16 protein-coding genes and 4 pseudogenes are annotated in these 20,102 nt (G+C 67.8%); 8 read left to right on the top strand and 12 right to left on the bottom strand.

Annotation, left to right across the window (positions count from 1 at the left end):
• Positions 1-1,683, top strand: a complete 1,683-nt coding sequence (locus tag AB0M87_RS14720; protein WP_365852619.1) for an FAD-dependent oxidoreductase — start codon at positions 1-3, stop codon at positions 1,681-1,683.
• Between the two features lie 53 nt (positions 1,684-1,736).
• A complete protein-coding gene (locus tag AB0M87_RS14715; protein WP_365852617.1) occupies positions 1,737-2,186 on the top strand; it encodes a DUF1931 family protein in 450 nt (149 codons plus the stop codon).
• Positions 2,187-2,225: 39 nt separating this feature from the next.
• Here AB0M87_RS14715 and AB0M87_RS14710 read toward each other — a convergent pair.
• Both AB0M87_RS14710 and AB0M87_RS14705 read right to left on the bottom strand, forming a co-directional pair.
• A pseudogene (locus AB0M87_RS14710) lies at positions 2,226-2,330 on the bottom strand (VOC family protein); the annotation flags it as partial.
• A gap of 138 nt (positions 2,331-2,468) precedes the next feature.
• Entirely contained in the window at positions 2,469-3,593 is a 1,125-nt protein-coding gene (locus AB0M87_RS14705) for a hypothetical protein (protein ID WP_365852615.1), read from the bottom strand.
• Positions 3,594-3,887: 294 nt separating this feature from the next.
• On the opposite strand from AB0M87_RS14705, the gene AB0M87_RS14700 reads away from it, so the two are divergent.
• Positions 3,888-4,742 carry a universal stress protein gene (locus AB0M87_RS14700; protein WP_365852613.1) on the top strand — a complete coding sequence of 285 codons (855 nt, stop codon included), beginning with the start codon at positions 3,888-3,890 and terminating at the stop codon, positions 4,740-4,742.
• A gap of 81 nt (positions 4,743-4,823) precedes the next feature.
• Here the strand turns inward: AB0M87_RS14700 and AB0M87_RS14695 are convergent.
• Both AB0M87_RS14695 and AB0M87_RS14690 read right to left on the bottom strand, forming a co-directional pair.
• Positions 4,824-4,964 (bottom strand): annotated as a pseudogene (locus tag AB0M87_RS14695) (cyanophycin synthetase); the annotation flags it as partial.
• Between the two features lie 439 nt (positions 4,965-5,403).
• A complete protein-coding gene (locus tag AB0M87_RS14690; protein ID WP_365852611.1) occupies positions 5,404-5,574 on the bottom strand; it encodes a hydrophobic protein in 171 nt (56 codons plus the stop codon).
• A 182-nt stretch (positions 5,575-5,756) separates the two neighbouring features.
• Between AB0M87_RS14690 and AB0M87_RS14685 the strand changes: the two genes are divergently transcribed.
• The gene (locus AB0M87_RS14685; protein WP_365852609.1) at positions 5,757-5,933 is read left to right on the top strand and encodes a CsbD family protein; all 177 of its coding nucleotides are present in this window, start codon (positions 5,757-5,759) and stop codon (positions 5,931-5,933) included.
• A gap of 584 nt (positions 5,934-6,517) precedes the next feature.
• On the opposite strand, the pseudogene AB0M87_RS14680 reads toward AB0M87_RS14685, so the two are convergent.
• From AB0M87_RS14680 to AB0M87_RS14665, 4 genes and pseudogenes are all read right to left on the bottom strand, one after another.
• Positions 6,518-7,081, bottom strand: a pseudogene (locus AB0M87_RS14680) (hemerythrin domain-containing protein).
• 526 nt (positions 7,082-7,607) lie between these two features.
• Positions 7,608-8,348 carry a class I SAM-dependent methyltransferase gene (locus AB0M87_RS14675; protein WP_365852607.1) on the bottom strand — a complete coding sequence of 247 codons (741 nt, stop codon included), beginning with the start codon at positions 8,346-8,348 and terminating at the stop codon, positions 7,608-7,610.
• 191 nt (positions 8,349-8,539) lie between these two features.
• Entirely contained in the window at positions 8,540-8,743 is a 204-nt protein-coding gene (locus tag AB0M87_RS14670; protein ID WP_365852605.1) for a hypothetical protein, read from the bottom strand.
• A gap of 140 nt (positions 8,744-8,883) precedes the next feature.
• Positions 8,884-9,612 (bottom strand): TetR/AcrR family transcriptional regulator, encoded by a 729-nt coding sequence (locus AB0M87_RS14665; RefSeq protein ID WP_365852603.1) that lies wholly within the window; start codon positions 9,610-9,612, stop codon positions 8,884-8,886.
• Between the two features lie 242 nt (positions 9,613-9,854).
• Between AB0M87_RS14665 and AB0M87_RS14660 the strand changes: the two genes are divergently transcribed.
• Positions 9,855-10,442, top strand: a complete 588-nt coding sequence (locus AB0M87_RS14660) for a flavodoxin family protein (RefSeq protein WP_365852601.1) — start codon at positions 9,855-9,857, stop codon at positions 10,440-10,442.
• A gap of 245 nt (positions 10,443-10,687) precedes the next feature.
• A complete protein-coding gene (locus tag AB0M87_RS14655) occupies positions 10,688-11,677 on the top strand; it encodes an aldo/keto reductase (protein WP_365852599.1) in 990 nt (329 codons plus the stop codon).
• A 334-nt stretch (positions 11,678-12,011) separates the two neighbouring features.
• Here AB0M87_RS14655 and AB0M87_RS14650 read toward each other — a convergent pair.
• From AB0M87_RS14650 to AB0M87_RS14635, 4 genes and pseudogenes are all read right to left on the bottom strand, one after another.
• Positions 12,012-12,679, bottom strand: a pseudogene (locus AB0M87_RS14650) (MBL fold metallo-hydrolase).
• Positions 12,680-12,798: 119 nt separating this feature from the next.
• Positions 12,799-13,521 (bottom strand): terpene synthase family protein, encoded by a 723-nt coding sequence (locus tag AB0M87_RS14645; protein WP_365852694.1) that lies wholly within the window; start codon positions 13,519-13,521, stop codon positions 12,799-12,801.
• A 1,437-nt stretch (positions 13,522-14,958) separates the two neighbouring features.
• Positions 14,959-15,516 (bottom strand): XRE family transcriptional regulator, encoded by a 558-nt coding sequence (locus AB0M87_RS14640; RefSeq protein WP_365852597.1) that lies wholly within the window; start codon positions 15,514-15,516, stop codon positions 14,959-14,961.
• A gap of 3 nt (positions 15,517-15,519) precedes the next feature.
• Positions 15,520-17,757: a helix-turn-helix transcriptional regulator gene (locus tag AB0M87_RS14635; RefSeq protein ID WP_365852595.1), complete on the bottom strand. Its 2,238-nt coding sequence runs from the start codon at positions 17,755-17,757 to the stop codon at positions 15,520-15,522.
• 549 nt (positions 17,758-18,306) lie between these two features.
• On the opposite strand from AB0M87_RS14635, the gene AB0M87_RS14630 reads away from it, so the two are divergent.
• Entirely contained in the window at positions 18,307-19,044 is a 738-nt protein-coding gene (locus tag AB0M87_RS14630; RefSeq protein ID WP_365852593.1) for a DUF4232 domain-containing protein, read from the top strand.
• Between the two features lie 214 nt (positions 19,045-19,258).
• Positions 19,259-19,816: a hemerythrin domain-containing protein gene (locus AB0M87_RS14625; RefSeq protein WP_365852591.1), complete on the top strand. Its 558-nt coding sequence runs from the start codon at positions 19,259-19,261 to the stop codon at positions 19,814-19,816.
• The last annotated feature ends 286 nt before the right edge of the window (positions 19,817-20,102 follow it).

Genomic DNA, 20,102 nt, shown 5'->3' with positions numbered 1-20,102 from the left:
GTGACCCCCGCCAATGCCTCGCACGTCGCCGACGTCTACGGCGCCTATCCGCGGCTAACGGACGACCAGACCGCCATTCTGAGATCTTGCGGACAGGTACGGCCGGTCCGCGAGGGCGAACAGCTCTTCCGGGCGGGCGAACCCAGCGAGGAGTTCTTCGTCGTCCTCAGCGGCACGGTGGCCGTGATCGAAGGCCACGGCCACCAGGAACACGTCGTCCATTTGCACGGTCCGCACAGCTTCCTCGGCGAAATCGGCCTACTGGAAGGCCAGAGCGCCTTCCTCAGCGCGGTGGTGAGCACACCCGGCGAGGTGCTGGCAGTGGGTTCGGCCCCGCTGCGCGACCTACTCAGCCACGAACCCGCGCTCGGCGACGTGATCCTGCGGGCCTACCTGCTGCGCCGTACCATGCTGGCCGGCTCGGGCACGGGCTTCCGTATCATCGGCTCCGCCTTCTCCCCCGACACCCGGCGGCTGCTGGAGTTCGCCGCCCGCAACCGCCTCCCGCACCGCTGGGCCGATCTCGAGAAGGACACCGAGGCCGAGGCGCTGCTGATGCGTCTTGGTGTCGCTCCGGAGGAGACCCCGGTCGTCGTCTGGCACGACTACCGGGTGTTGCGCAATCCCTCCAACGTCGAACTCGCCCAGGTGATCGGGCTGCGGACCGAGACCGTCGCGAGGTCCCTCTGCGACCTGATGGTGGTCGGCGCGGGACCCGGGGGCCTGGCCGCCGCGGTGTACGGCGCCTCCGAGGGTCTCTCCACCGTCGTCCTGGACGCGGTGGCGACCGGCGGCCAGGCCGGTACGTCCCCCCGGATCGAGAACTACCTCGGATTCCCATCCGGGATCTCCGGCATGGAACTCGCCGAACGCGCCGTCGTGCAGGCCAACCGGTTCGGCGCCCGGATCGCCGTCCCCGCCGAGGCCGCCGGCCTCGAACAGCGCGACGGGACCAACGTGGTGCGGCTTACCAGCGGCGGCACGGTCGCCGCCAACAACGTGGTGGTGGCCACCGGCGCCCGCTACCGGCGGCTGACCGCCCCCGGCGTCGAGCGGTTCGAGGGACTCGGGGTCCACTACGCCGCCACCCTCTGGGAGGCACGGAGATGCCGTCTTGACCCGGTGGCCGTCGTCGGCGGCGGCAACTCCGCTGGCCAAGCAACCCTGTACATGGCCCGCGAGTCGCCCGCCGTCCATCTGCTGGTCCGCGGCGGAAACCTCGGCCACAGCATGTCCCGCTACCTGATCGACCAGATCGAGCGGCACCCCCGGATCCATGTCCAGCTGCATACCGAGGTCCGGGAGGTCACCGGCGAGGACCGGGTCGAATCCATCGTCGTCGAAGACAACCGCACCCGCGAGCAGCATGTGCTGGCGGCCGGTGCCCTGTTCGTCTTTATCGGCGCGCTCCCCGGCACGTCCTGGCTCGCCGACACCGTCACCCTGGACCCGCGCGGCTTCATTCCGACCGGGCAGGACGTGGTCCATGTGACACCGGACCTCTGGAAGCCCCTCGCCCGCGCCCCGCTCGCTCTAGAGACCGGTCTGCCGGGAGTCTTCGCCGTCGGCGACGTCCGCAGCGGATCGGTCAAGCGGGTAGCCTCCGCGGTCGGCGAGGGGGCCATGGCCGTCCGCCTGGCGCACGAGCACCTCGGGGAGGTGGGACCACCCGCTATCCGATGACCGCAGCCCACTGACCTCAGCCCATCCACCGCCGCAAAAAGGGGTGAAATGACATGCCCGTCATGGGAGTTACCAAGTTCGAGCGCTTCTTCCGCGCAGCCGCCGGCCTCGACGTCAACAAGAACGACCTCAAGCGCTACAACGACTTCGTGGACGCCAAGCTCTACGACCTCTTCCTCATCGGCACGGCCGACGCCAAGGCCAACGACCGGGACATCATCGAGCCACAGGACCTCCCGGTCACCAAAGGCCTGCAGGAGAGCATCCACGCCTTCCAGAAGCTGGAGGAGGGCATCGAACTGCGCCCGCTGCTCGACCAGCTCGCCGCCCGCCCCAACCTCGGCATGGACGCCGCCGAGGACACCCAGCAGCGGCTGCCCGACCTGGCCGGCGGCCTCAGCGTCGCCCTCGCCCGCGCCCTCAAAACCATCGCCCACGACACTCGCCGCCCCTCCACGGACCAGTGGGACGAGGCCTTCGAACTCTTCGACCTGCTGATCTGAGCGCGGGCATCCACCGGGCCGGCCGGTGGCCGGGGCCGATCAGGTGGCGGGCGACCTCAGCACGCAGAACTCGTTATCCTCCGGGTCGGCCAGCACCACCCAGGAGACGTCGTCACCCTGCCCGATGTCGACCCGGCGGGGGCCTTGGCGAGATCGCCCTTGGTAGCGGACCCCCTTCTTCGGGGCTCCTCGCCGCCCGGCAGCGGTCCCGGCCTGATGTCCAGGACTGGGCAGATACAGCTCCCGATCCATGTCGCTCGTGCGCCTCGCCGCTCGCAACGATCACGCCCTGCCGCCCTGCCCCTCACCCTCCTGCGCCTCCTTCTCCTGCCGCAGCATCTGCCACCGCTGCCGCTGGCGCTCGCCGTACGCCGCATTGCGGACTGTGCCGCCGTCCTCGAGCCCGGAGCCGAACGCGCCACCGACCATGCCCACGGAGCTGACGAGCCAGGCCAGCACGGCGTAGTCGTAGACGGTGGCCCGGTGACCGATGAACTTGCCGAGGACCGGCGGGGCGAGGATGAGAGACGAAACACCAAAGAGGGCGAGGAAGAGCACCGCGTACAGGGACAGCACGCCGAAGGCGATCGTCACACAGGTGACCGTGTTGTAGAGGCGGGAAAAAGCGCGGGAGAGGGCATCGTGCGGGCGCTCCCAGAGCTCGTGATCGACGATGATCCATGCCGTGAGCGCGAGGAGAGACACCACGGAGGCCCCGAGCAGGCGCCACACGTTCGTGCCCGAGGCGATGATCCAAACCGAGCTGTTGATCGTGCCGAAGGCGGCGGTGGCAAAGACACCGGCCAGCGCGCGGGAGAGCGTGGCGAAGAGCCGCCACGGCCGGTTGGCCCTCACCATCCCAAAGACGAGGCGCAGATGACCGCGCAATCCGGGCACGATGAAGCGCTCGAGGCCCTCCTTGTCGGCCCTGGCACCCCCCAGTCGGCGGCCCGCCTCCTCCGGGGACGGAGTGATGCCGACAGGCTCCCCCGTGAGCAGGCCCACGACATCCGCGACAACGCGCCGGGCGCGCTGGCGCATCCGCCAGGAGCCGAGCGCCGGCAGGGACACCAGTGCAATCCGGTACTCCAGACTCACCTCGACGCTCACCGGACGCAGACCAGACCGTCGCGGCAGATCGGTGAGGAACACTCCGGCGTCCCAGTCGCAGTCCGGGAGGTGGGGACGTACGACGCCGGCCGCGGAGGAGACGTCCAGTTGCTCGTCCGCGATCAGAGGAGCCGCCCGCGCCGTCACCTGCCAGTCGATGTCCGGGCGGACCCGCCGCCGGAGCTGCTGCGGCAGGTCGCCGGCCAGACCCTGGGCGATCTCTGAAGCCACTCCCGGGTCGGCGACCAACACGATCCGTACCGCGGGCGCCGCAGCGGCTGGATGGAAATCCGTCACGGTCCTCAATCCGGTCGTCAGGATGCGGGCAGGCCCTTCACGGCACCGGACGCCGGCGCCGCACAGGCATCGGGCCGAGGTCCCGTTGTAACGCCCCCTTCTCTGCCGGTCGAGCGCGACAGGCGCCTTTACACCAGGCATCCCCCGATCAGATCCCGGATTGCTGCTTTGATTCCCCTGTCGCATCCTGAAGACACGGTTTGCTACCGATCCAGCGCAAGCCCATGAGTGGTCGGGCCGCAGTGGTGTCCAGCCGATCGCCCAGCTCGCTGTCTCACCCACGGAGGAGAAGCGATGGACACGACAGCTGCGCGACACCACGCGCTCGGTCCGGTCGTCGTCGGCACGGATGGATCCGATCCCGCAACCACGGCGGTGCTCTGGGCCGCTGCAGAGGCGGCCGCTCGGGACAAGTCGCTGACGTTGGTATATGGCACGAGCATCGAGCAGATGGCGGACTGGGTACTGGCCGGCCCCCGGACCGTGCTGGACAAGGGACGCGCCCTCTTGGCGGAAGCCACAGCGAAAGTCTCTGCACTGTACCCGGACCTGAAGGTGGAGAAGGTGCTGGGCCGGACTACCCCGGAGGAAAGTCTGCTGGACGCGGCAGGGCCACACGAGACCCTAGTTGTCGGCTCCCGAGGGCACGGGGGGTTCACTGCCCTGCTGCTCGGCTCGGTCGGACTTCGGGTGGCGTCCCACGCACGGGGACCGGTGGTCATCGTACGGGAGACCGCCGAACGCTCAAGGGGCGTGGTCGTCGCCGCGGTGCGGGATGACGGAGACCGCGACGCCCTCCAGTTCGCCGCGCAGACAGCTCAGCACCACGGTGCGTCATTGCGAGTCGTCAGCGCGTGGAGGTTCCCGGACAGCGTGGACGACGCCGGCACCGTCGGCAGGTCGGAGGCCGAAGCGACGGCACACACCGTCCAACCCATACGGGAGGAGTTCCCCGAAACCGCCATCACTGAGGAGGTCGTCCGGTCCAAGTCGGTCGCGGGGGCGCTGGTCGAGGCATCAAGGACAGCCGACCTGGTGGTAATGGGCGCACGGCGGCCGGCGCACAGGCTCGGGGCCCCGCTCAGCAGAGTCACCCACGCCGTCCTCCACCACGCGCATTGCCCAGTGGCGGTGATTCCGCGCGCTTGAACACCGTCGAAGAACTGATGTACAAACCTGGACTGCGCGCGGCGGCCACTGTTGGCGGTTCATGTCGCCACCGAGTTCGGACATCTCACCGAGGATTGCGACCCGGCGGCGAGTACCCGCGATGTCGGCCAGTGCGTCAAACGCGGCGAGGACGGATCCCGGGCTGGCGTTGAACGCGTCGTTGATGAGGGTGACACCGTCCGGGCGGTGAATGACTTCCATGCGTCCACCGGAGGTAAGCCGGCCGTCTCCGCCTTGGTCGGTAGGCCGGTTCGCCGTCGCGGTGAACCGCGCATTTACCGCGACGGCGGCCGCTCCTCCATCATGAACGGTGACTGTACGGCCAGGCCGGGCGTGGTTTGGACGGCGCGGCACATGAGCGCAGGTACTCAGGCCGACTGCAGGGTCGGCACAGCCCGGCGAGCCAGGTGCCTCAGAAGTCGCGGAAGGCTCATGAAAAGTAAGTAGCCGGAGGTGCCGTGTTGGAGGCGGGGTTCTTAACACGTCACGGCAGCCCCCGGCCGCACCTCTCTCGCACCCCCATTTTCCGGACATGACCGCTTCACGCAATTGCCCCTGGTCTCTGAGAACGAAAAAATGCGGGTGGGCCCGGCGTCTGCACACCGGGCCCACCCGCATCAGTGCTGATCGGAGGCATCCGCTACCAGCGGTACCAGCGGCCACGCTTGCCGCCACTGGCTGTCGGGCGCACCACGAAGCCGAGCAACCACACCACCAGGACGATAACTGCGATCCACCACAGGGCCTGGACCGCGAATCCCGCGCCGAAGAGGATCAGAGCGAGCAGAAGAACGAGAAGGATAGGAACCATTGTTATCAGCCTCCGAACGATCGACTGCCCCGGCGACACGGAATCACTCCCGTATACTTATACAATTTTTACGGCACCGCCCGTCGCGCTAGTTTCCTTGAGTCAACCGGTCGGGTTTGAGCGCTCATTTTGCGGTCAGGCATGCAAATGACCGTGTTCGTGACGAGAGGGTGTGAATGGTTGTGGCTGCGAACGAGAAGGCTCAGTCCAAGGGCGAGCAGGCCAAGGGCAAGATCAAAAAGACTGTCGGAGATGCCGTGGGCAACGAGTCCATGGAGACCGAGGGCCGCGCCGAAGAATCCAAGGGCGACCTGCGCCAGGCCAAGGAAAAGGCCAAGGACGCCTTCAAGCCCAAGTAACCACTGCCCCCTCTCCCTGTTCCCGGCAACCGCAGCAAGGTTGCCGGGAACAGCGCTGTGTCTACCTACGAGGCGGGCAATAGTGAAATCCGGTGGATCGTAGAGGCGGCCAGTGCTCGATTCTGGTACCTGGTCGCGGGTAATCGCGTGCGATCTTCCCGCAGCAGTTGGTACGGGGCCGACCATGGACGTGGTGCACCAAGGTGCCTGCGCGCTGTTATCGGGTGGTTGTCATTCGGGAACCGGGTCCGGAGTTGGCGCCGCGTTACCCTCGATCTTTCATGATGGGCCGCCGACGGAGTCGGTGGCCCATTTCGTTGTTGATGGCGGCGGTTGGGCAGGCCGTGGGCCCGAGTGTCGTGTCGGGTGAACGCCGGGTTTCACTGCTCCGGGCTGCAACGTTCTTACGCGGGGACGGGTGAACGCGGCACTGGTTCCCCCCAGCCGTCGCACCAGACCGGAGCCAACGGCCCGATTACGCCAACCGCTGTCCGTACATCGGCCGGACCTTGCAGGGCCTCGGCGGTGGCCGTCCGTCCGGGGTCCCACTTTCGTGCCTGGACTGAACGCGCTGTCCGTTCGGTTCAGTCTTTCTTGCCTCGGCCGGTGAGGGCGTCGCGGGCCCGGTCGACCAGGCCCGCGCCCGGGGCAAGAAGCTTGTTGCCAGGTGGCGTGGAGGGTGAGGAGGGGTGGGGGCGGCCTCGGCGCTGTCTTCTTGGCGCTGCGGACCTTCTCGCCCAGCTCGTCGAGGTCTTCGCTGCTGGCGGCCTGCCGCAATTGCGGGAAAAGGTTGTTCTCCTCGTCCTCGACATGGCTGCGGATCTCCCGCATCAGTTCGCTGATGAGCGGTCGAACTCCGCGTCGTCAGCCTGGCAGCTCTCCAGCTGCTTCATGGTGCGTTCGGCCGTCGAGTGGTCCTCGATTTCCTTGTCCGCGACAGCATCGCCCTCGGACAGGTACTGGCGGACCGCCGGATAGAGATGCATTTCCTCCGCGACGGAGTGGCGCACCAGCTCGATGGTGGCCTGATCGACGAGTTCCTTGCGCTGCGGGTCCCCGGCCAGCAGTGCCTCGATCCGGGCGAAGATCTCTTCGACTTCGCGGTGGTCGGTGGTCAGTTCCTGGATGACGTCTCCGCCGTGTCCCACGTCCAGCTCCTTGCTCGAACTCGCGATAAGGGGTCCTTCTCCCGAATGGGCTATCGGATGCCCGAGGCGGCCGGCCGTATGCCCGCACAACCGGCTGCCGTATAAGCGGCGGCGCCCGGAGACTGACGCCACCAGTGCCTGGTGTAGCCCACCGGGCGGCATACGAGCGGCATTGGGCCGATGGACGGCGAGTCAGCAGGGGCGCTTCTGGCCCGTGGCCCGGCGGGGCGTCAACGGGGCGGCGGCGGTGGGAGCGCTCGCCTGGCGCAATGACATGGGGGCGAGAAAACTGGCTACTGGGGCGCACGGTTCACCCGGTGTTGCACGGTACGGAAGGAGTTCTCCTCATGCTGAGGGCCCACCCCGCGGTGTTGCGGGATCTCATCGAGCAGTAGTGGGCGGGCGAGTTGACGGCCTCCCAGGCGATGTCGGCGTAGGGGTCGCGGTCGGGGTCCCGCAGGGTTGTTAGCGGGTGATGGGTGGCTGTCCGGCGAGGGGATGCCTTCACGTCTCGGCGCGGCGGAACTTACGGTTTGTGGGTTACCCAGAGCAGTTCCGCCGGCCAGCGGTGTGCCCAGTCGGGTGGGTCGGTTTCGTTGTAGCCGTTGGGTGTTCCGAGTTCGGGCCGCGGCTCGATGAGGTCGTCGATGATGAGACCCGCGCCGCACAGGACCTTGACCCAGTCGCCGTAGGTGAGCTGATAGCTGGTCGCGCCGTCGTTTTCGGCGATGGTGTTCAGCCCGAAGTAGTCCTGCTGCAGCGTCGTGGTCACGCGGCTGGCGGCTTCGTCGTAGCAAGCTTCGAACCATGGGCTGGCGACGTTGAACACCAGGCGCCCGCCTCGGCTCAAGACGCGTGCGGCCTGCGGGACAGCCAGGTGCGGGGGCGCCCAGCTGAGCCCACCGAAGTCGCAGAACACCAGGTCGAAGCTGTTGGCGGCGAAGGGGAGTTGTTCGGCGGCGCCTTGCACTAGCGGGTAACGGGCCGCTCCCATCGCGTCGGCTGCTGCGGCGAGTTGGGCTTCGGACAGGTCGAGCCCGACCACGGTGGCGCCCTCGGCGGCGAGCGCCCTGGACCACTGGCCGGCGCCGCAGCCGAGTTCGAGGATGCGCCTGCCGGTGACGTCGCCCAGGGCGTGAAGGTGCGCTTCGGGGATGGAGTACATGCCCCACAGCCGGGGTGTGGCACCGAGTTGCGGGTCGTGCTCGTGCTGGTAGGCGCTGCTGATCTGGTTCCAGAGCCGCCGGTTGGCGGGGATGCTGTCCACGTGCCGACTCCAGCACTGCCTTCCGGGGGCGGTCAACACGATTAGGGCACTGGCCGGCCCACGCCTCGGTCCGGCCCTGGCTCGGCCCATGATCCGCCGGACGAGCCCTAAAGGGGTGTGGAACATTTCACAGGACAGGGCAGTGGTGGTACGGCGTAATAAGTGTCGTCCCGTTGAGCCAACGGGCTATGTCACGTCTCACTGAGGGTGAACCATGGCGCGGCCGTGACAAGCAGGGAATCCCGAGCGTGACAGGGCACGACCCGACCTCTGTCCATCTGAACTTGTTCCCGTTGCTCTGCCTCGCGCTCGGCAGCGAACTCGTCGAGGAGCTTGAACAAGACCTTGATCGCCTGCTTCTCGTCCTCGGCGGAAAGTTCCAGGGGTTGCTCCATCCCTCTGGGAGCGCGATGTGCAGGATTTGCCCAGGCCAGGACGAGGGCGCTGTACGTGGGGCCGGCCGCTGCGACTGAACGCCCCTCCGGGCGGCCGACGTAACCGACTGCGCCCACCGCCTGCGGAGCAGGCGGCCGATTCAGCCTGCCAGCCGATGCAGCCATTCCCGCAGCAGAGCCGTCTCCGTGTCTCGCAGAGGAACCCCGGTACCCGCAGCCGGGGGCCCGGTAGTGAGCGCGGTCCCCAGTGCGGCATCGAGGGCGAGTGCGCGCGAGGCCAGGTCCGACCCGGATGAGTCGGGCGAGTCCGTGGTGACCGAGGCGATGACGGTGTCCCGCAGCCGCGCCGAAGTAGTCAGGTCCCGCTCCGAGGGCTCTTCGCCGATCAGCGCCAGCGTGGCACCCGTCGTCGCCGCGTGGATGACGCGGGTCGCCTGCTCCACCGGAACCCGAAGGCGCCCGGCCTCGGCCGCCCGGCCCAGCAGGCTCACCAGCAGGGCGTGCGCCTCGTCCGCGGCCGGGGGCCGCCGCCCGGGCCGCACAGTGCCGTACATGAGCATGTAGAACGCGGGGTGCTGGACTCCGAAGTCGACGTGCAGGTCCCAGCCGCGGTAGAGGTCGGCCACCGGGTTGTCCGGTGTGAGCGCCAGTGCCTCCCGTTTCTCGGCCAGGTACATCTCGAATCCGTAAGCGGCCAGCTCGGCCAGGAGTCCATCCTTGTCGTCGAACATCCGGTAGAGCGCGGGGGCCGTGACACCTGCGGCTGCGGCGACAGCGCGCGTGGAGACCGCTTCACTGCCGCCCTCCTCCAAAAGCTTGGCGGCCACCTGCAGCACCCGGCGCCGCGCGTTGCGTCGTTCCTCGTTCATGGAACAACGATATCGCATTTTTCGTAGCGTCGCTATATCAGTGATACGTTTACATGCGGATCGACGGTCCAAGCTGGTGGGGGCCGGCGCATGCCCGCGACAACAAGGGCATGCGCCACACCCTGTCCGGGCCGCCGGCCCCCTACCCGTTGAGCAGTGCGGCCGACCGCCGCAACGGGCAGCTCATAGTCCGTCGGCACTGCCACCGAACACGCCGCCATCGCGGCAGGAGAGGAACATCCATGTCCGATATCTCAATCGTTATCGCGTCGCATTCCGGCTACGGCCACACCGCGCAGATCGCCACGGCCGTCGCGGACGGTGTGCGTTCCATCGCCGGGACGCACGTCCACCAAGTGGACGTCGCCTCCCTCGGCGACGCCGACTGGGAACTGCTGGACACCGCGGACGCCATCATCTTCGGCACCCCCACCTACATGGGCACCGCGTCCGGGGCGTTCCACGCCTTCGCCGAGGCCACCAGCAAGCGGTGGAGCACCCGCGCCTGGAGTGACAAGCTCGCGGCGGGATTCACCAACTCCGGCTCGATGAGCGGCGACAAGATGCACACCCTGCAGTACCTCTCGCTCCTGGCGGCCCAGCACGGGATGCTCTGGGTGAGCCTGGGTCTCCTGCCGGGCTGGAACACCACCACATCCAGCCCCCAGGATGACAACCGCCTCGGCTTCTACCTCGGCGCCGGCGCACAAAGCTTCAACGACAGCCCTGCCGTCCACGACGCAGACCTGAACACCGCCCGCCACCTCGGCCGGCGCGTCGCCGAGCACACCCGCATCCACCGCGCCGGACTGACCGCCGCAGCGCACTGACACAACGGTCCGCCAACCATTGCCTTGCAGCGCCACCCCCGCCACCGTTCGCCCCGTCGCGACGCCCGTCACGCACTCCCCCAAGGCCTTAATGGGCCACGGGGACCCCCATGCCACGTTGGCCGAAAGCCAAGTACCGCCCGAAAAGGGGGCATCGGCCGCCTTCGAGCGTACGTAGGGGACGCCGCTCCTTGACGGGCAATCGTTGGCGGGGGCGGCACTAGTTTCTTTCTAAGGAGAGCGTCATGCAGCACCGGACATTGGGAAGCCAGGGCCTTGAGGTCTCGGCGATCGGCTACGGCGCGATGGGCCTGACGATGGCCTACGGACCCAACGACGAGGAGTCCGGCGTCGCGGCCCTCCGCCGCGCGCACGACCTGGGCGTCACCTTCTTCGACACCGCCGAGATGTACGGCTGGGGCACCGGGTCCAACGAGATCCTGGTGGGCAAGGCGGTCAGGGACTTCCGCGACGACATGGTCCTGGCCACCAAGTTCGGTGTCGACATGTCCGTGCCTCCGGAGCAGATCGGAGCCGCTCTCAACAGCCGGCCCGACAACATCCGCAAGGTCGCCGACAACAGCCTGCACTACCTCGGCGTGGATCACATCGATGTCTTCTACCAGCACCGCGTCGACCCCGAGGTGCCCATCGAGGAGGTCGCGGGCACCGTCAGGGAGCTGATCGACGCGGGCAAGGTGAAGTACTTCGGCCTCAGCGAGGCCGGACCCGAGACGATCCGCAAGGCGCACGCCGTGCAGCCGGTCTCCGTTCTGCAGACCGAGTACTCCCTGTTCGAACGGGACATCGAGCAGCTCTTCCCCACCCTGGACGAACTCGGCATCGGCTTCGTCGCCTACTCCCCCCTCGGCCGCGGATTCATCACAGGCACTGCCAAGCCCGCGGGCCAGTACGAAGCCACCGACATGCGCAACGTCGACCCGCGGTGGCAGGCGGGCAACTTCGAGAAGAACGTCGAAGCCGTCGACCGGCTTGCCGAGCTCGCGGCGGCCAAGGGTGCCACCGTCTCCCAGCTGGCCCTGGCCTGGCTCCTGACCCGGGGCGAGCACATCGTGCCGATCCCCGGCACCCGCAGTCCGAAGCGCATCAAGGAAAACGTCGGCGCCGCCGACCTCACCCTGACCGACGCCGACCTCAAGGCCATCGACGAGATCCTGCCGCAGGGCGGCTTCGGCGCCCGTTACACCGAGGGGCACGTGCCCACCTGGATCTGATGATCCACCCCGTGGTCAGATGCCACTCAGGTCGGCTCCGGCGAGATAAGCGCAGGGCGACAGAGGCGAGGCGGATGGTGTTGTGCGACTGCATCCGGATGCCCGTGGGCGTGCTAGCCCCCCTCCTTGTGACTGAGCGTTTCAGAGACCGCGCAGGTAGGCGGCTTATGGGGGCCGGTGGGTAGACGGGACAGGCACAGGTTCCGTGATCCCGGAGTTGAACCCTCAGTGACCATCGGGGTCCTGCACCTGCGCTGCCATCATGGCGCTGTGGTGTGGACGACGAGGCTGTTCGGCCTCTGAGATGGAACCGCCCAGGAACGGCTGACCTTCGTCACACTGCTGAGGCTGCTGCGTGCAGGGCAGCCGCGGCACCGTGCGCGATTGGGTCACCGTGCCCGAAGACCGCAGTGTCGACCTCCAGCTTGGCAAGCCGGTGGAGCGACTCAATGGCCCGGACGCGGTCGGTGTTGAAGACACCCAGCATGGTCCGGCCGACGTTGGCAACTGCATCCCCGGTGAACAGCACCCTTTCCCCGGGCAGGTGGAGTGCGATCGACCCGTCGTGTGCCCGGGCACCGCGACCACTACCGCACCGCCACCGAACTCCAGCACATCACCGTCCTCCACCTCGCGGTCCACCCGGCACGGCGGGGCCGGCGGCAGTGGCGGAAGAGCCGCCCGGATCGGTACCTCGAATGCCTCCAGTGCCGGCGGTGTTCCGGCCGCCTCGCCCCTGATCACCGGCGCCTCCAGCCGATGAGCCACCACCTCCGCGCCGTGCCGGGCGGCGAGTTCGGCGGCCGAGCCCGTGTGGTCCTCGTGCCAGTGCGTCAGCACGATCCGCCGCAACTCACCGTTCAGTACTTCCTCGATCTTCGCCGCGCAGTCCGCCGTCCCGGTGTCGATCAGCGTCAGTTCGTCGTCGTCCTGCCACAGATATGCCGCCCCCACCGGGAAGCGGAGCATACGCAGTTTCGGCAGGACCTCGATCACATCCATGCCTACAGCCTGCACCGCTGCCCTGACGGGCATGTCTTCGTTCGCTGACGGCTCACCAGCTATGCGGGATGCTATGAGGCTCGCCCACGTGCGTCCTTCACCGGCCGGGGGCGAGTGGGTTAACGCTGGGGTTGCCGGGTGGATAGGTGGGCCGCCAGGCGGGTGGCGGATGTACCCAGGCCGGTGGGACCCGTCGGAACGCGGTCCGGGCCGGGACGGGAGTGGGAGGTCGGCGCGGGCAGGCCTGGGGTGAAGACTTCCTGCCGGTCGTATTTTCCTGAGGTTACGTGCCATTCGAGCATGGCCCGTACTACCTTCTTGATACTGGCCGTGTACCTTTCCAGCCTGTCGTCTGCGATGCCGTCCTTGCCCGCCGACTGCGCCATGTAGTCAAGCGCCGTCATTTCAGCGTTGGTGCGGTCCACGAGAAAGGTGACGGCTTCGACGGAACTTTTTCCTTCGTGGGCCATCATGGCCGCGATGAGGTTGTAGACCTCACCTGATGCCATATCGCGGTTGAAACCGTAGATGTCGTTATACCAACAGACGGTGTTCATGAAACGCACATGGGTGTCCGCCACGGACGGATGCCCGTAAATATCCTCGGGCAGGTAGGCGTTCAGCGCGATCTGGTTCCACGGGATAAACATGTCCATCCCGTGGACCTGGATAAATTTGCCCAGGATGTGCGCCGTGGTGGGGATTCGGCGCTGATACCGCACCGCTCCGCTCTCATTGAGGGAGACATTGAGCCAGTTGTCGATGACGCTCGCATGGCGCTTCAGCTGGTCGAGCGGTGAGATGGCACGCACCTGGCTCCACAGCTCGGCGAACGTGTCCAGCGTGCGCGCACCCCACGCGTCCCGGCAGGGGCCGGGGACACCCGCCCACCGGATCGGTCTGAACGCCTCGACTCGACCTGCAGCGCACGGTATTCATCGCCCCGGGCCTCGTCCATGAAGTCGTCGAGGATCCAGAAGAACGTCAGGAGCTTGTCGGCCAGCGTCAGGTACTCGTACTTCGGGGCGTCGCACCACATGCGGGCGTGAAGATCCGGCATGCACTGCCGCTGAAGCCGCCCCCAGCACCTCCTCCTCGGTCACGCCCGGCTACGGAGGCGCCATCCCCTTCTCGACAATCCACTGAAATCTATCCCGTTTGAGCCGCTGCGCCTCGGGGTGAATCCCGACTTCCGGGTACGGGCAGACGATCTCGGGAACCTCCCTGCTCGCACGCGGCACTGCAACCCCGCGTACGGTGGGGATAGGGAAGCTGTCGCGGACCGCAGGGGAGCGCAGGTCATCGAGTGTAAGGACGCGTGCCACGGTGAATCATCCTGTTCGGTTGGGCTTGCTCGGCTTGCGCAACTGATGCGCAAGTAGGTCCTTGTCCCTGAGCGAGGCGCAATCGGTTTGCGAACCTTCAGAGCCGAAGGCCGGCAGACTCGCTCGGGACATCCTTCAAACGATGGTCCCGCTGATCTGGACGGACGCCGGGGAACGTCGCTATATGGTTCAACGGGCGAGTGGAATGGAGCCTGAGAAAGAGGGGGCGTGACTTTTTGATGCTCCTTGACGGCGGCGTTCGTGGTATTCAATCGTTGGTGATGTCACCGGAGCGCCGGAACTCCCCACTGCCACTCGATGCGATGAATACGGCCGCTTCGAGGTTTGCGTCCAGTGCCCACCGACAACAGGCGGGCCGTCAGATGGGTGGGTCTGCGTCAGCACGCCCCGACAAGACGCTGCGCTCGCGCATGGCAACCGAGGCCCCCACGAAGCTGGGGTATGGCGAAGGGGCCCGCGAGAACGCCCGGTGCGCACAGAGCGAGTACCGGTACCAGCCGCCACCCCAGGGCCGATCCGGCCCTCCCTCGGACGTTGAAGTGGCCCGTGTCGGTCCCGTAGTCCTAGCTCGGCCACCCAGTAAGCAAGTAATCCGCCGGTAATCGCGCTGTGCTGCGGCCGACGGGACCAGGGGTGACACTGTGAATGACGGCGTGTTCCACGGCGTTCAGGTCAATGGGCATCTGGCCATTGAGCGCCTCGGGCGCGCGCAAAATGGGGTGAACTCAGCTCGACTGCCCCACCGGTCTCCTGTCGCCGCTCCCATGTAACGACGGATGACGGCCGCTGAGGAGGCCCGGACCGGGACGGACGCTGCGCAGTGCTTCTGGTCATGTGCCCCCGAGTTGAGTGCAGAAGTGGCCAACTGAACCGGTCAATGGCCAACTGCGTGCCCAGCCACAGGATGTGGTCGGCGACAACGGTTGTTCGGACCTACAGTTCGAATTCGATGTGCTCCACGTCGGTGAGCAGAACCTCTTCCAGGTCCCCGGCACGGCGGCCATTGTCCTGGAAGTACACCTCCTTGAGCGCTTCGGCGGCGATCTTCTGGAGGTCCGCGTCGCTGGCGCCCTGCTCCTGGGCGTCGAAGAGCTTGGCGGCGTGGTGCGGTGGCAGTGCCACGGTGAGGTGGCGCAGCCGATCCTCGTCGGTGGAGCCGATCGGAGCCGTATAACCGAGGCGGGCGCGTGTGTCGATGACGATGCCGCCGGTGGTGGCTGCGTCCTTCTTGGCCTTGTTCCTGATCTGCGGCTGCCAGCGGGCCTTCACCTCGCGCTCCATGCGCGCGGCGAGGTCCTTGCGGGGCTTCTTGATCTGGTCCTTCACGTACCGCTCGACGGTGCGCTGGGATACCCGCAGCATCTGGGCGACAGCCTTGGTGCCCTTGAGCTGCTTGACCAGGTACCGCATCTGGGCGCCGGCCGACTTCGGGATCGGACGGGTGAACGTCTTCTGCACCGCCTCGTTCAGGCTGTCCCCGAACATGCTCACCTGTTACTCCCCGTCGTCCTTGTTGGTGATCCGGCCGTCCTTGATGTACCGGGCGAGGTTGAGTTCCGGCGCCTCGAACTGCTCGCGCACGCCCTCCCCCCACAAGGTGGTCTGAGTGCCCTCGTGCTTGACCATCCCGGGTGACACTCCGAGCCTCCAGCCGCCCGGCAACGCCTTGCCGTCCCGGTAGGGCACGACGTCCAGTGCACTCGGCCCGTCGGCCGCGTACACGGCGCAGTCCGAGAGGATCGCGATGGGGTACTGGCCCGTCGCCAGGGCGTGCTTGACGACCTTGCGGTGCATGTTGATCCGGGTGCGGGAGATGACGGCGGCGCGGATGTCGGGGCGCCACGTGGGACGGGACAGGGCCCGCCAGGGCTGGCCCGGCCGCCAGCCCTCACCGCGGGGACGCTCGCGGAGTTTGCCGATGCCGCCCTTCACGGTGGCTTTCACCGCGGAGACCACGATCGCCAGCTCCGGGTCCCGTTGCCGGTAGCCGTCCATCGCCGCCAGGAAGTCGTGCGGAGACAGGTCGCCGGTGACGCCGAGGTCGGCCATCGTCGCCACGTACGCGTCGCGCAGCCGGTTGTACCACCCGTCCAGGTAGCGGCCGTTGTCATACCGGACGTATGCCTCGGTCGGGGCGACCTCGTAGCCGAGCTCCACGGCATACGCCACGGTGGGCGTCGCGTACCAGGCCGGGCCCTTCGGGCGGTCGCCCTTCGGAGTGAACGGGCTGGGCAGCAGGTCTCCTTCGAGCTGCCGCCACTCCTTGCCGGCCAGCACGCGGGACAGATCGACGTGACTCAGGTCGACCAGCCACGCGCCGGGCAGCTTCGGGTCAAACCGCGGGTTCTTGACGTGCGTCGGCCCCCCGAGACCGACGATCGTGCCGTTCGCTCCGGCAGCGAAGGCCATGTTCACGTCCAGCCCGACCAGGTGCGGTTTGAGACACTCCGCGTCAGTCATGGGACGCGCCCAGTCGTACGCCTCCTCCACCAGCACCTCGTCCGGTCCCCGCTGGTGGAACCTCGGCAGGTCGGCGAGCAGCGGGTGACCGTCCGGGGCCTCGCACGGCGCGGGGTCGACCGGGTCCTTCCCGAGGCTGCCGGGGTTGTGCTCGCTGTGCCGCTTCCCCGTCTCGTCTGCCTCGGACGCGCGGGTCGGCGGGTGCAGGGCGGTCATCAGCTCCAGGCCGGTCACCGCAGTGGATCCGCGCGGCGTCATCACCCGGCCCGCGTACGTGCCCAGCAGCCGGGCCAGTTCCGCCGGCGGAAGCGTCGCGGCGTCACCCCAGTGCCGAGTGTCGAGCGCATCCCAGGACAGGATGCACAGTTGCACGCACATCCGCTTGCCGTCCCGCGCCGGGCGGTAGATCCGCGCCCACGGCCCGAACCCGCGCTTCGTGAGCTGCCATTCAGCGCGCTTCAGCTGCTTGATGACTTTGTGGCCCTCCGGCAGCCGACCGGACAAACGCTCCTCCTCGGTGAAGTGGAGCGGCAGGCCGTAGCGCTCACACGCGGCCTCGGTGAACACGATCAGCGGATCGGCATCCTTGCCCGGCCCGCTGAGCTTGGGCGCGCCGAGCCTGGCCTCGGACAGAGTCCAGTCGACCAGGGCCGGGACGGACTTGGCGGGCACATCCAGCACCAGGCCCCCGACGCAGTACGCGAACACCTTCCCGTCTTCGACGTCGATGACCGCGAGCGGCCCGTTCTCGAACCGTGGGTCGGTGCCCCCCGCCGGGGTAGCGGCCGGGGCCGCCTTCTTCGCGGCCGGCTGCCGCGACGTCGACGCCGTCGGCCTGATGATGCGCACCGGACGCGGCGCGGCCGCCGGAGCAGCGACGGGGGCAGAGTGGGACGGGGCGTTCTCGGATGTAGTCGTGGGCGCAACCTCGGGCGCCGGGCCCGCGGACAGAGTGGGCGCTTCCGCCGGGGCGGGCGTACCGGAGAACGTGGCCGGCCCCGCAACGTCCTCGGATGCTGCCGCGCCGGCCGCCGCGGGGTAGAGCTCCGCGAGTTTCTCCAGCAGCCGGGCGTACGCGTCCCGCTCCGGCGGGCGGGGCTCGGTCTTGCCGGACTCCCAACCGCTGACCGTGGCCCGACGCACCTGCAATGCGGTGGCCACCTCGTCAATCGTCAGGCCGTGCGCGGCGCGCAGCCGCTTGCGCTCCGCCGGCGGCGGGAGCGGAGAGCGGGACGCGACCAGCGCATCGACCGCGGCAAACAACTCGGACATGGAACACCTCCTGACGAACACCCTATCCCGAGAGACCGTACGAGCGGCGTACATTAACCGTACGAATTGCGTACTTATCGCGGCGGAGGGATGCTGCGATCCACGACCGGCATACGGCGCCTTCCTCTCGCGGTGAAGGTTCACGTCGGACGACTGATCGCCCGAGGCAGGCGAGTGAGCCTCCTAGACGCTGGACGTCCGGCTCGCCGAGCGTTGCGCCGAACTGCTTGTCCACGCTGCCCGCCTGGATGACTACGCTCACAGCCAGCACCAGTGGCTGCTCAAGGGCGCGACTGGAGCCCACAGCAGCGCCGCCCGAGCCGCTCTCCGGCGCGCGCCCCCATGTCCGATCGGGTCACCCAGCTCAAGTCTCGCTACTGGGTTGCCAGGTGTGACAACGACGTTGTGGCAGGTGGCTGGATGGGTGTTGTTACCGGGTCCGGACAATTTCCTGTGAACTCTCGCCGGAGAGAACTCATCTCACCTTCCGTAAGACGCACTCGATACGGGGAGCGCCGGACGGAAACCCGGCGCCGGAAAAGAGGAACCATGTCCGCCAAGCTCAACCGCGCCGTTCGCTGCACCGCCGCCGTGCTGGCCGTCATCGCGGTCGGCGCCGGCGCCACCGCGTGCGACTCGTCCTCCGGGCCATCCTCATCTGCCAAGGCCGGCGCACACTCCGATGCCGCGAAGGACTCGACCTCGGACACGGCGAAGGACTCGACCTCGGACACGCAGGGCGGCTCCCGGGAAGGGGCCCATAAGCCCGGGAACGGCGTGAAGAAGACGGCCGCGAAGGGCTCGCGCACCGACGCGGTGAACGTCGCCGACACCACCGCCCAGGAGAGCAAGCGCTGTCACACCGGCGAACTGCGCTACAGCTGGGGCGGCCCGCACGGCGGCGCCCCCGACATGGAAGCCGACTACCAGCAGATCGCCTCGATCCGGCTCACCAACAGCGGCGGACGCACCTGCACCCTGCGCGGCTTCCCCGGCGTCCGCCTGATCAGCACGTCCGGCGCGGCCTGGGACCTGCGCCGCTCCTCGGTCAAGCCCAGCACCATCACTCTGCACCCCGGCGATGACACCGCCATGGTCTCCATGGACATCCTGCCGCTCCCCAGCACGATGAAGGGCCCCAAGCCCTTCCGGGTGAGCGAGGTTCTGCTCACCCCGCCCGACGAGACCACCCACATCACCCTCAAGTGGCCCTACAGCGGCGCCATCCTGGACCAGTCCGGCGCCACCCGCCCCGGCACCTTCATCGACCCCATCGTCATCGGCTGACCCACGACAGGTGAGGGCATTGCCGGTCTCGGCTGCTTCTCCTGAACCATGGTCGCCGATACGTGCCCTGCGTGGCTGGGCCGTCAGGGAGCCCTCCCATGCTCGTGTGCCTCGGCGAGCGGATCCCTGCGTGTCGGCCGAAACTGCGGGTAGCCGTCCTGGGGACGGTGAGTAGATCTGCTCACCCGGCTGAAAATCGGGAAAGGAAACTGGCATGGGGCACGGCGGGAATGTCATCGCGGAGCTGACCACGGATCACCGTGAAGTTGATGAGCTGTTCGCCAAGATCGAATCGCAGCCGGTAGGCGACCCCCAGCGGCGGAAACTGGTGGACGAGCTCACGGTGGAGCTGGTGCGGCATTCGGTCGCCGAAGAGCAGTACCTGTACCCGGCCGTACGGGAGCACGTTGAGGGCGGAGACGCTCTGGCGGACAAGGAACTCCAGGACCACGCCGGCGTCGAGGAGATGCTGAAGGACCTGGAAGGCCGCAACGCCGACGACAGCCAGTTCGACCACCTGGTGACGAAGCTCAAGCTGGAGGTCACCGAGCACGTGCGCGACGAGGAAAACAGGCTGTTCCCGCTGCTCGCCGCCGCGTGCACTCCTGACGCGCTGGAAGACCTCGGAGAGAAGATCCGCAAGGCGAAGAAGACGGCGCCGACCCGGCCGCATCCCTCCGCACCGGACACCCCGCCCGGCAACAAGATCCTCGGTCCCGGGACAGGTCTGGTGGATCGTGCCCGCGACCTGCTGACCGGCCGCAAGCACTAGCCGACCTGCCATCACCCACCGTACGCCCCCGTGGCGTGCGGTGGCGTGAACGTCCGGTGATAGCCATGCCGTGGATCGAATCGGCCGCGTTTGTCCGGCGACGCGTGCGCCGGCTTCCACGCCGTCGTTCATCCGGGGCTCTGACCCGCCCGGCCGGGGCCCCCGTCCCGGCGCCCGCTGCGGAAAACCGGATAATGCTCGCAAGGCATGGTCAGCCGTGGCGAACGCTGCGGCTTACCGTCCGACTCGGCTACTGACACCGTCCGCCGCAGCCCGCGGGGACGGA

This window comes from Streptomyces sp. NPDC051320 (genome assembly GCF_040682175.1).
Classification (GTDB): Bacteria; Actinomycetota; Actinomycetes; order Streptomycetales; family Streptomycetaceae; genus Streptomyces.
The sequence above is the reverse complement of the archived record's forward strand: the minus strand, read 5'-3'. Positions and strand labels throughout refer to the sequence as shown.

Coding starts and splice junctions, on each gene's coding strand:
- AB0M87_RS14715 (WP_365852617.1), top strand. CDS start 1,737: ATGCCCGTCATGGGAGTTACCAAGTTCGAGCGCTTCTTCCGCGCAGCC.
- AB0M87_RS14700 (WP_365852613.1), top strand. CDS start 3,888: ATGGACACGACAGCTGCGCGACACCACGCGCTCGGTCCGGTCGTCGTC.
- AB0M87_RS14690 (WP_365852611.1), bottom strand. CDS start 5,574: ATGGTTCCTATCCTTCTCGTTCTTCTGCTCGCTCTGATCCTCTTCGGC.
- AB0M87_RS14670 (WP_365852605.1), bottom strand. CDS start 8,743: ATGGAGCAACCCCTGGAACTTTCCGCCGAGGACGAGAAGCAGGCGATC.
- AB0M87_RS14665 (WP_365852603.1), bottom strand. CDS start 9,612: ATGAACGAGGAACGACGCAACGCGCGGCGCCGGGTGCTGCAGGTGGCC.
- AB0M87_RS14660 (WP_365852601.1), top strand. CDS start 9,855: ATGTCCGATATCTCAATCGTTATCGCGTCGCATTCCGGCTACGGCCAC.
- AB0M87_RS14655 (WP_365852599.1), top strand. CDS start 10,688: ATGCAGCACCGGACATTGGGAAGCCAGGGCCTTGAGGTCTCGGCGATC.
- AB0M87_RS14635 (WP_365852595.1), bottom strand. CDS start 17,757: ATGTCCGAGTTGTTTGCCGCGGTCGATGCGCTGGTCGCGTCCCGCTCT.
- AB0M87_RS14630 (WP_365852593.1), top strand. CDS start 18,307: ATGTCCGCCAAGCTCAACCGCGCCGTTCGCTGCACCGCCGCCGTGCTG.
- AB0M87_RS14625 (WP_365852591.1), top strand. CDS start 19,259: ATGGGGCACGGCGGGAATGTCATCGCGGAGCTGACCACGGATCACCGT.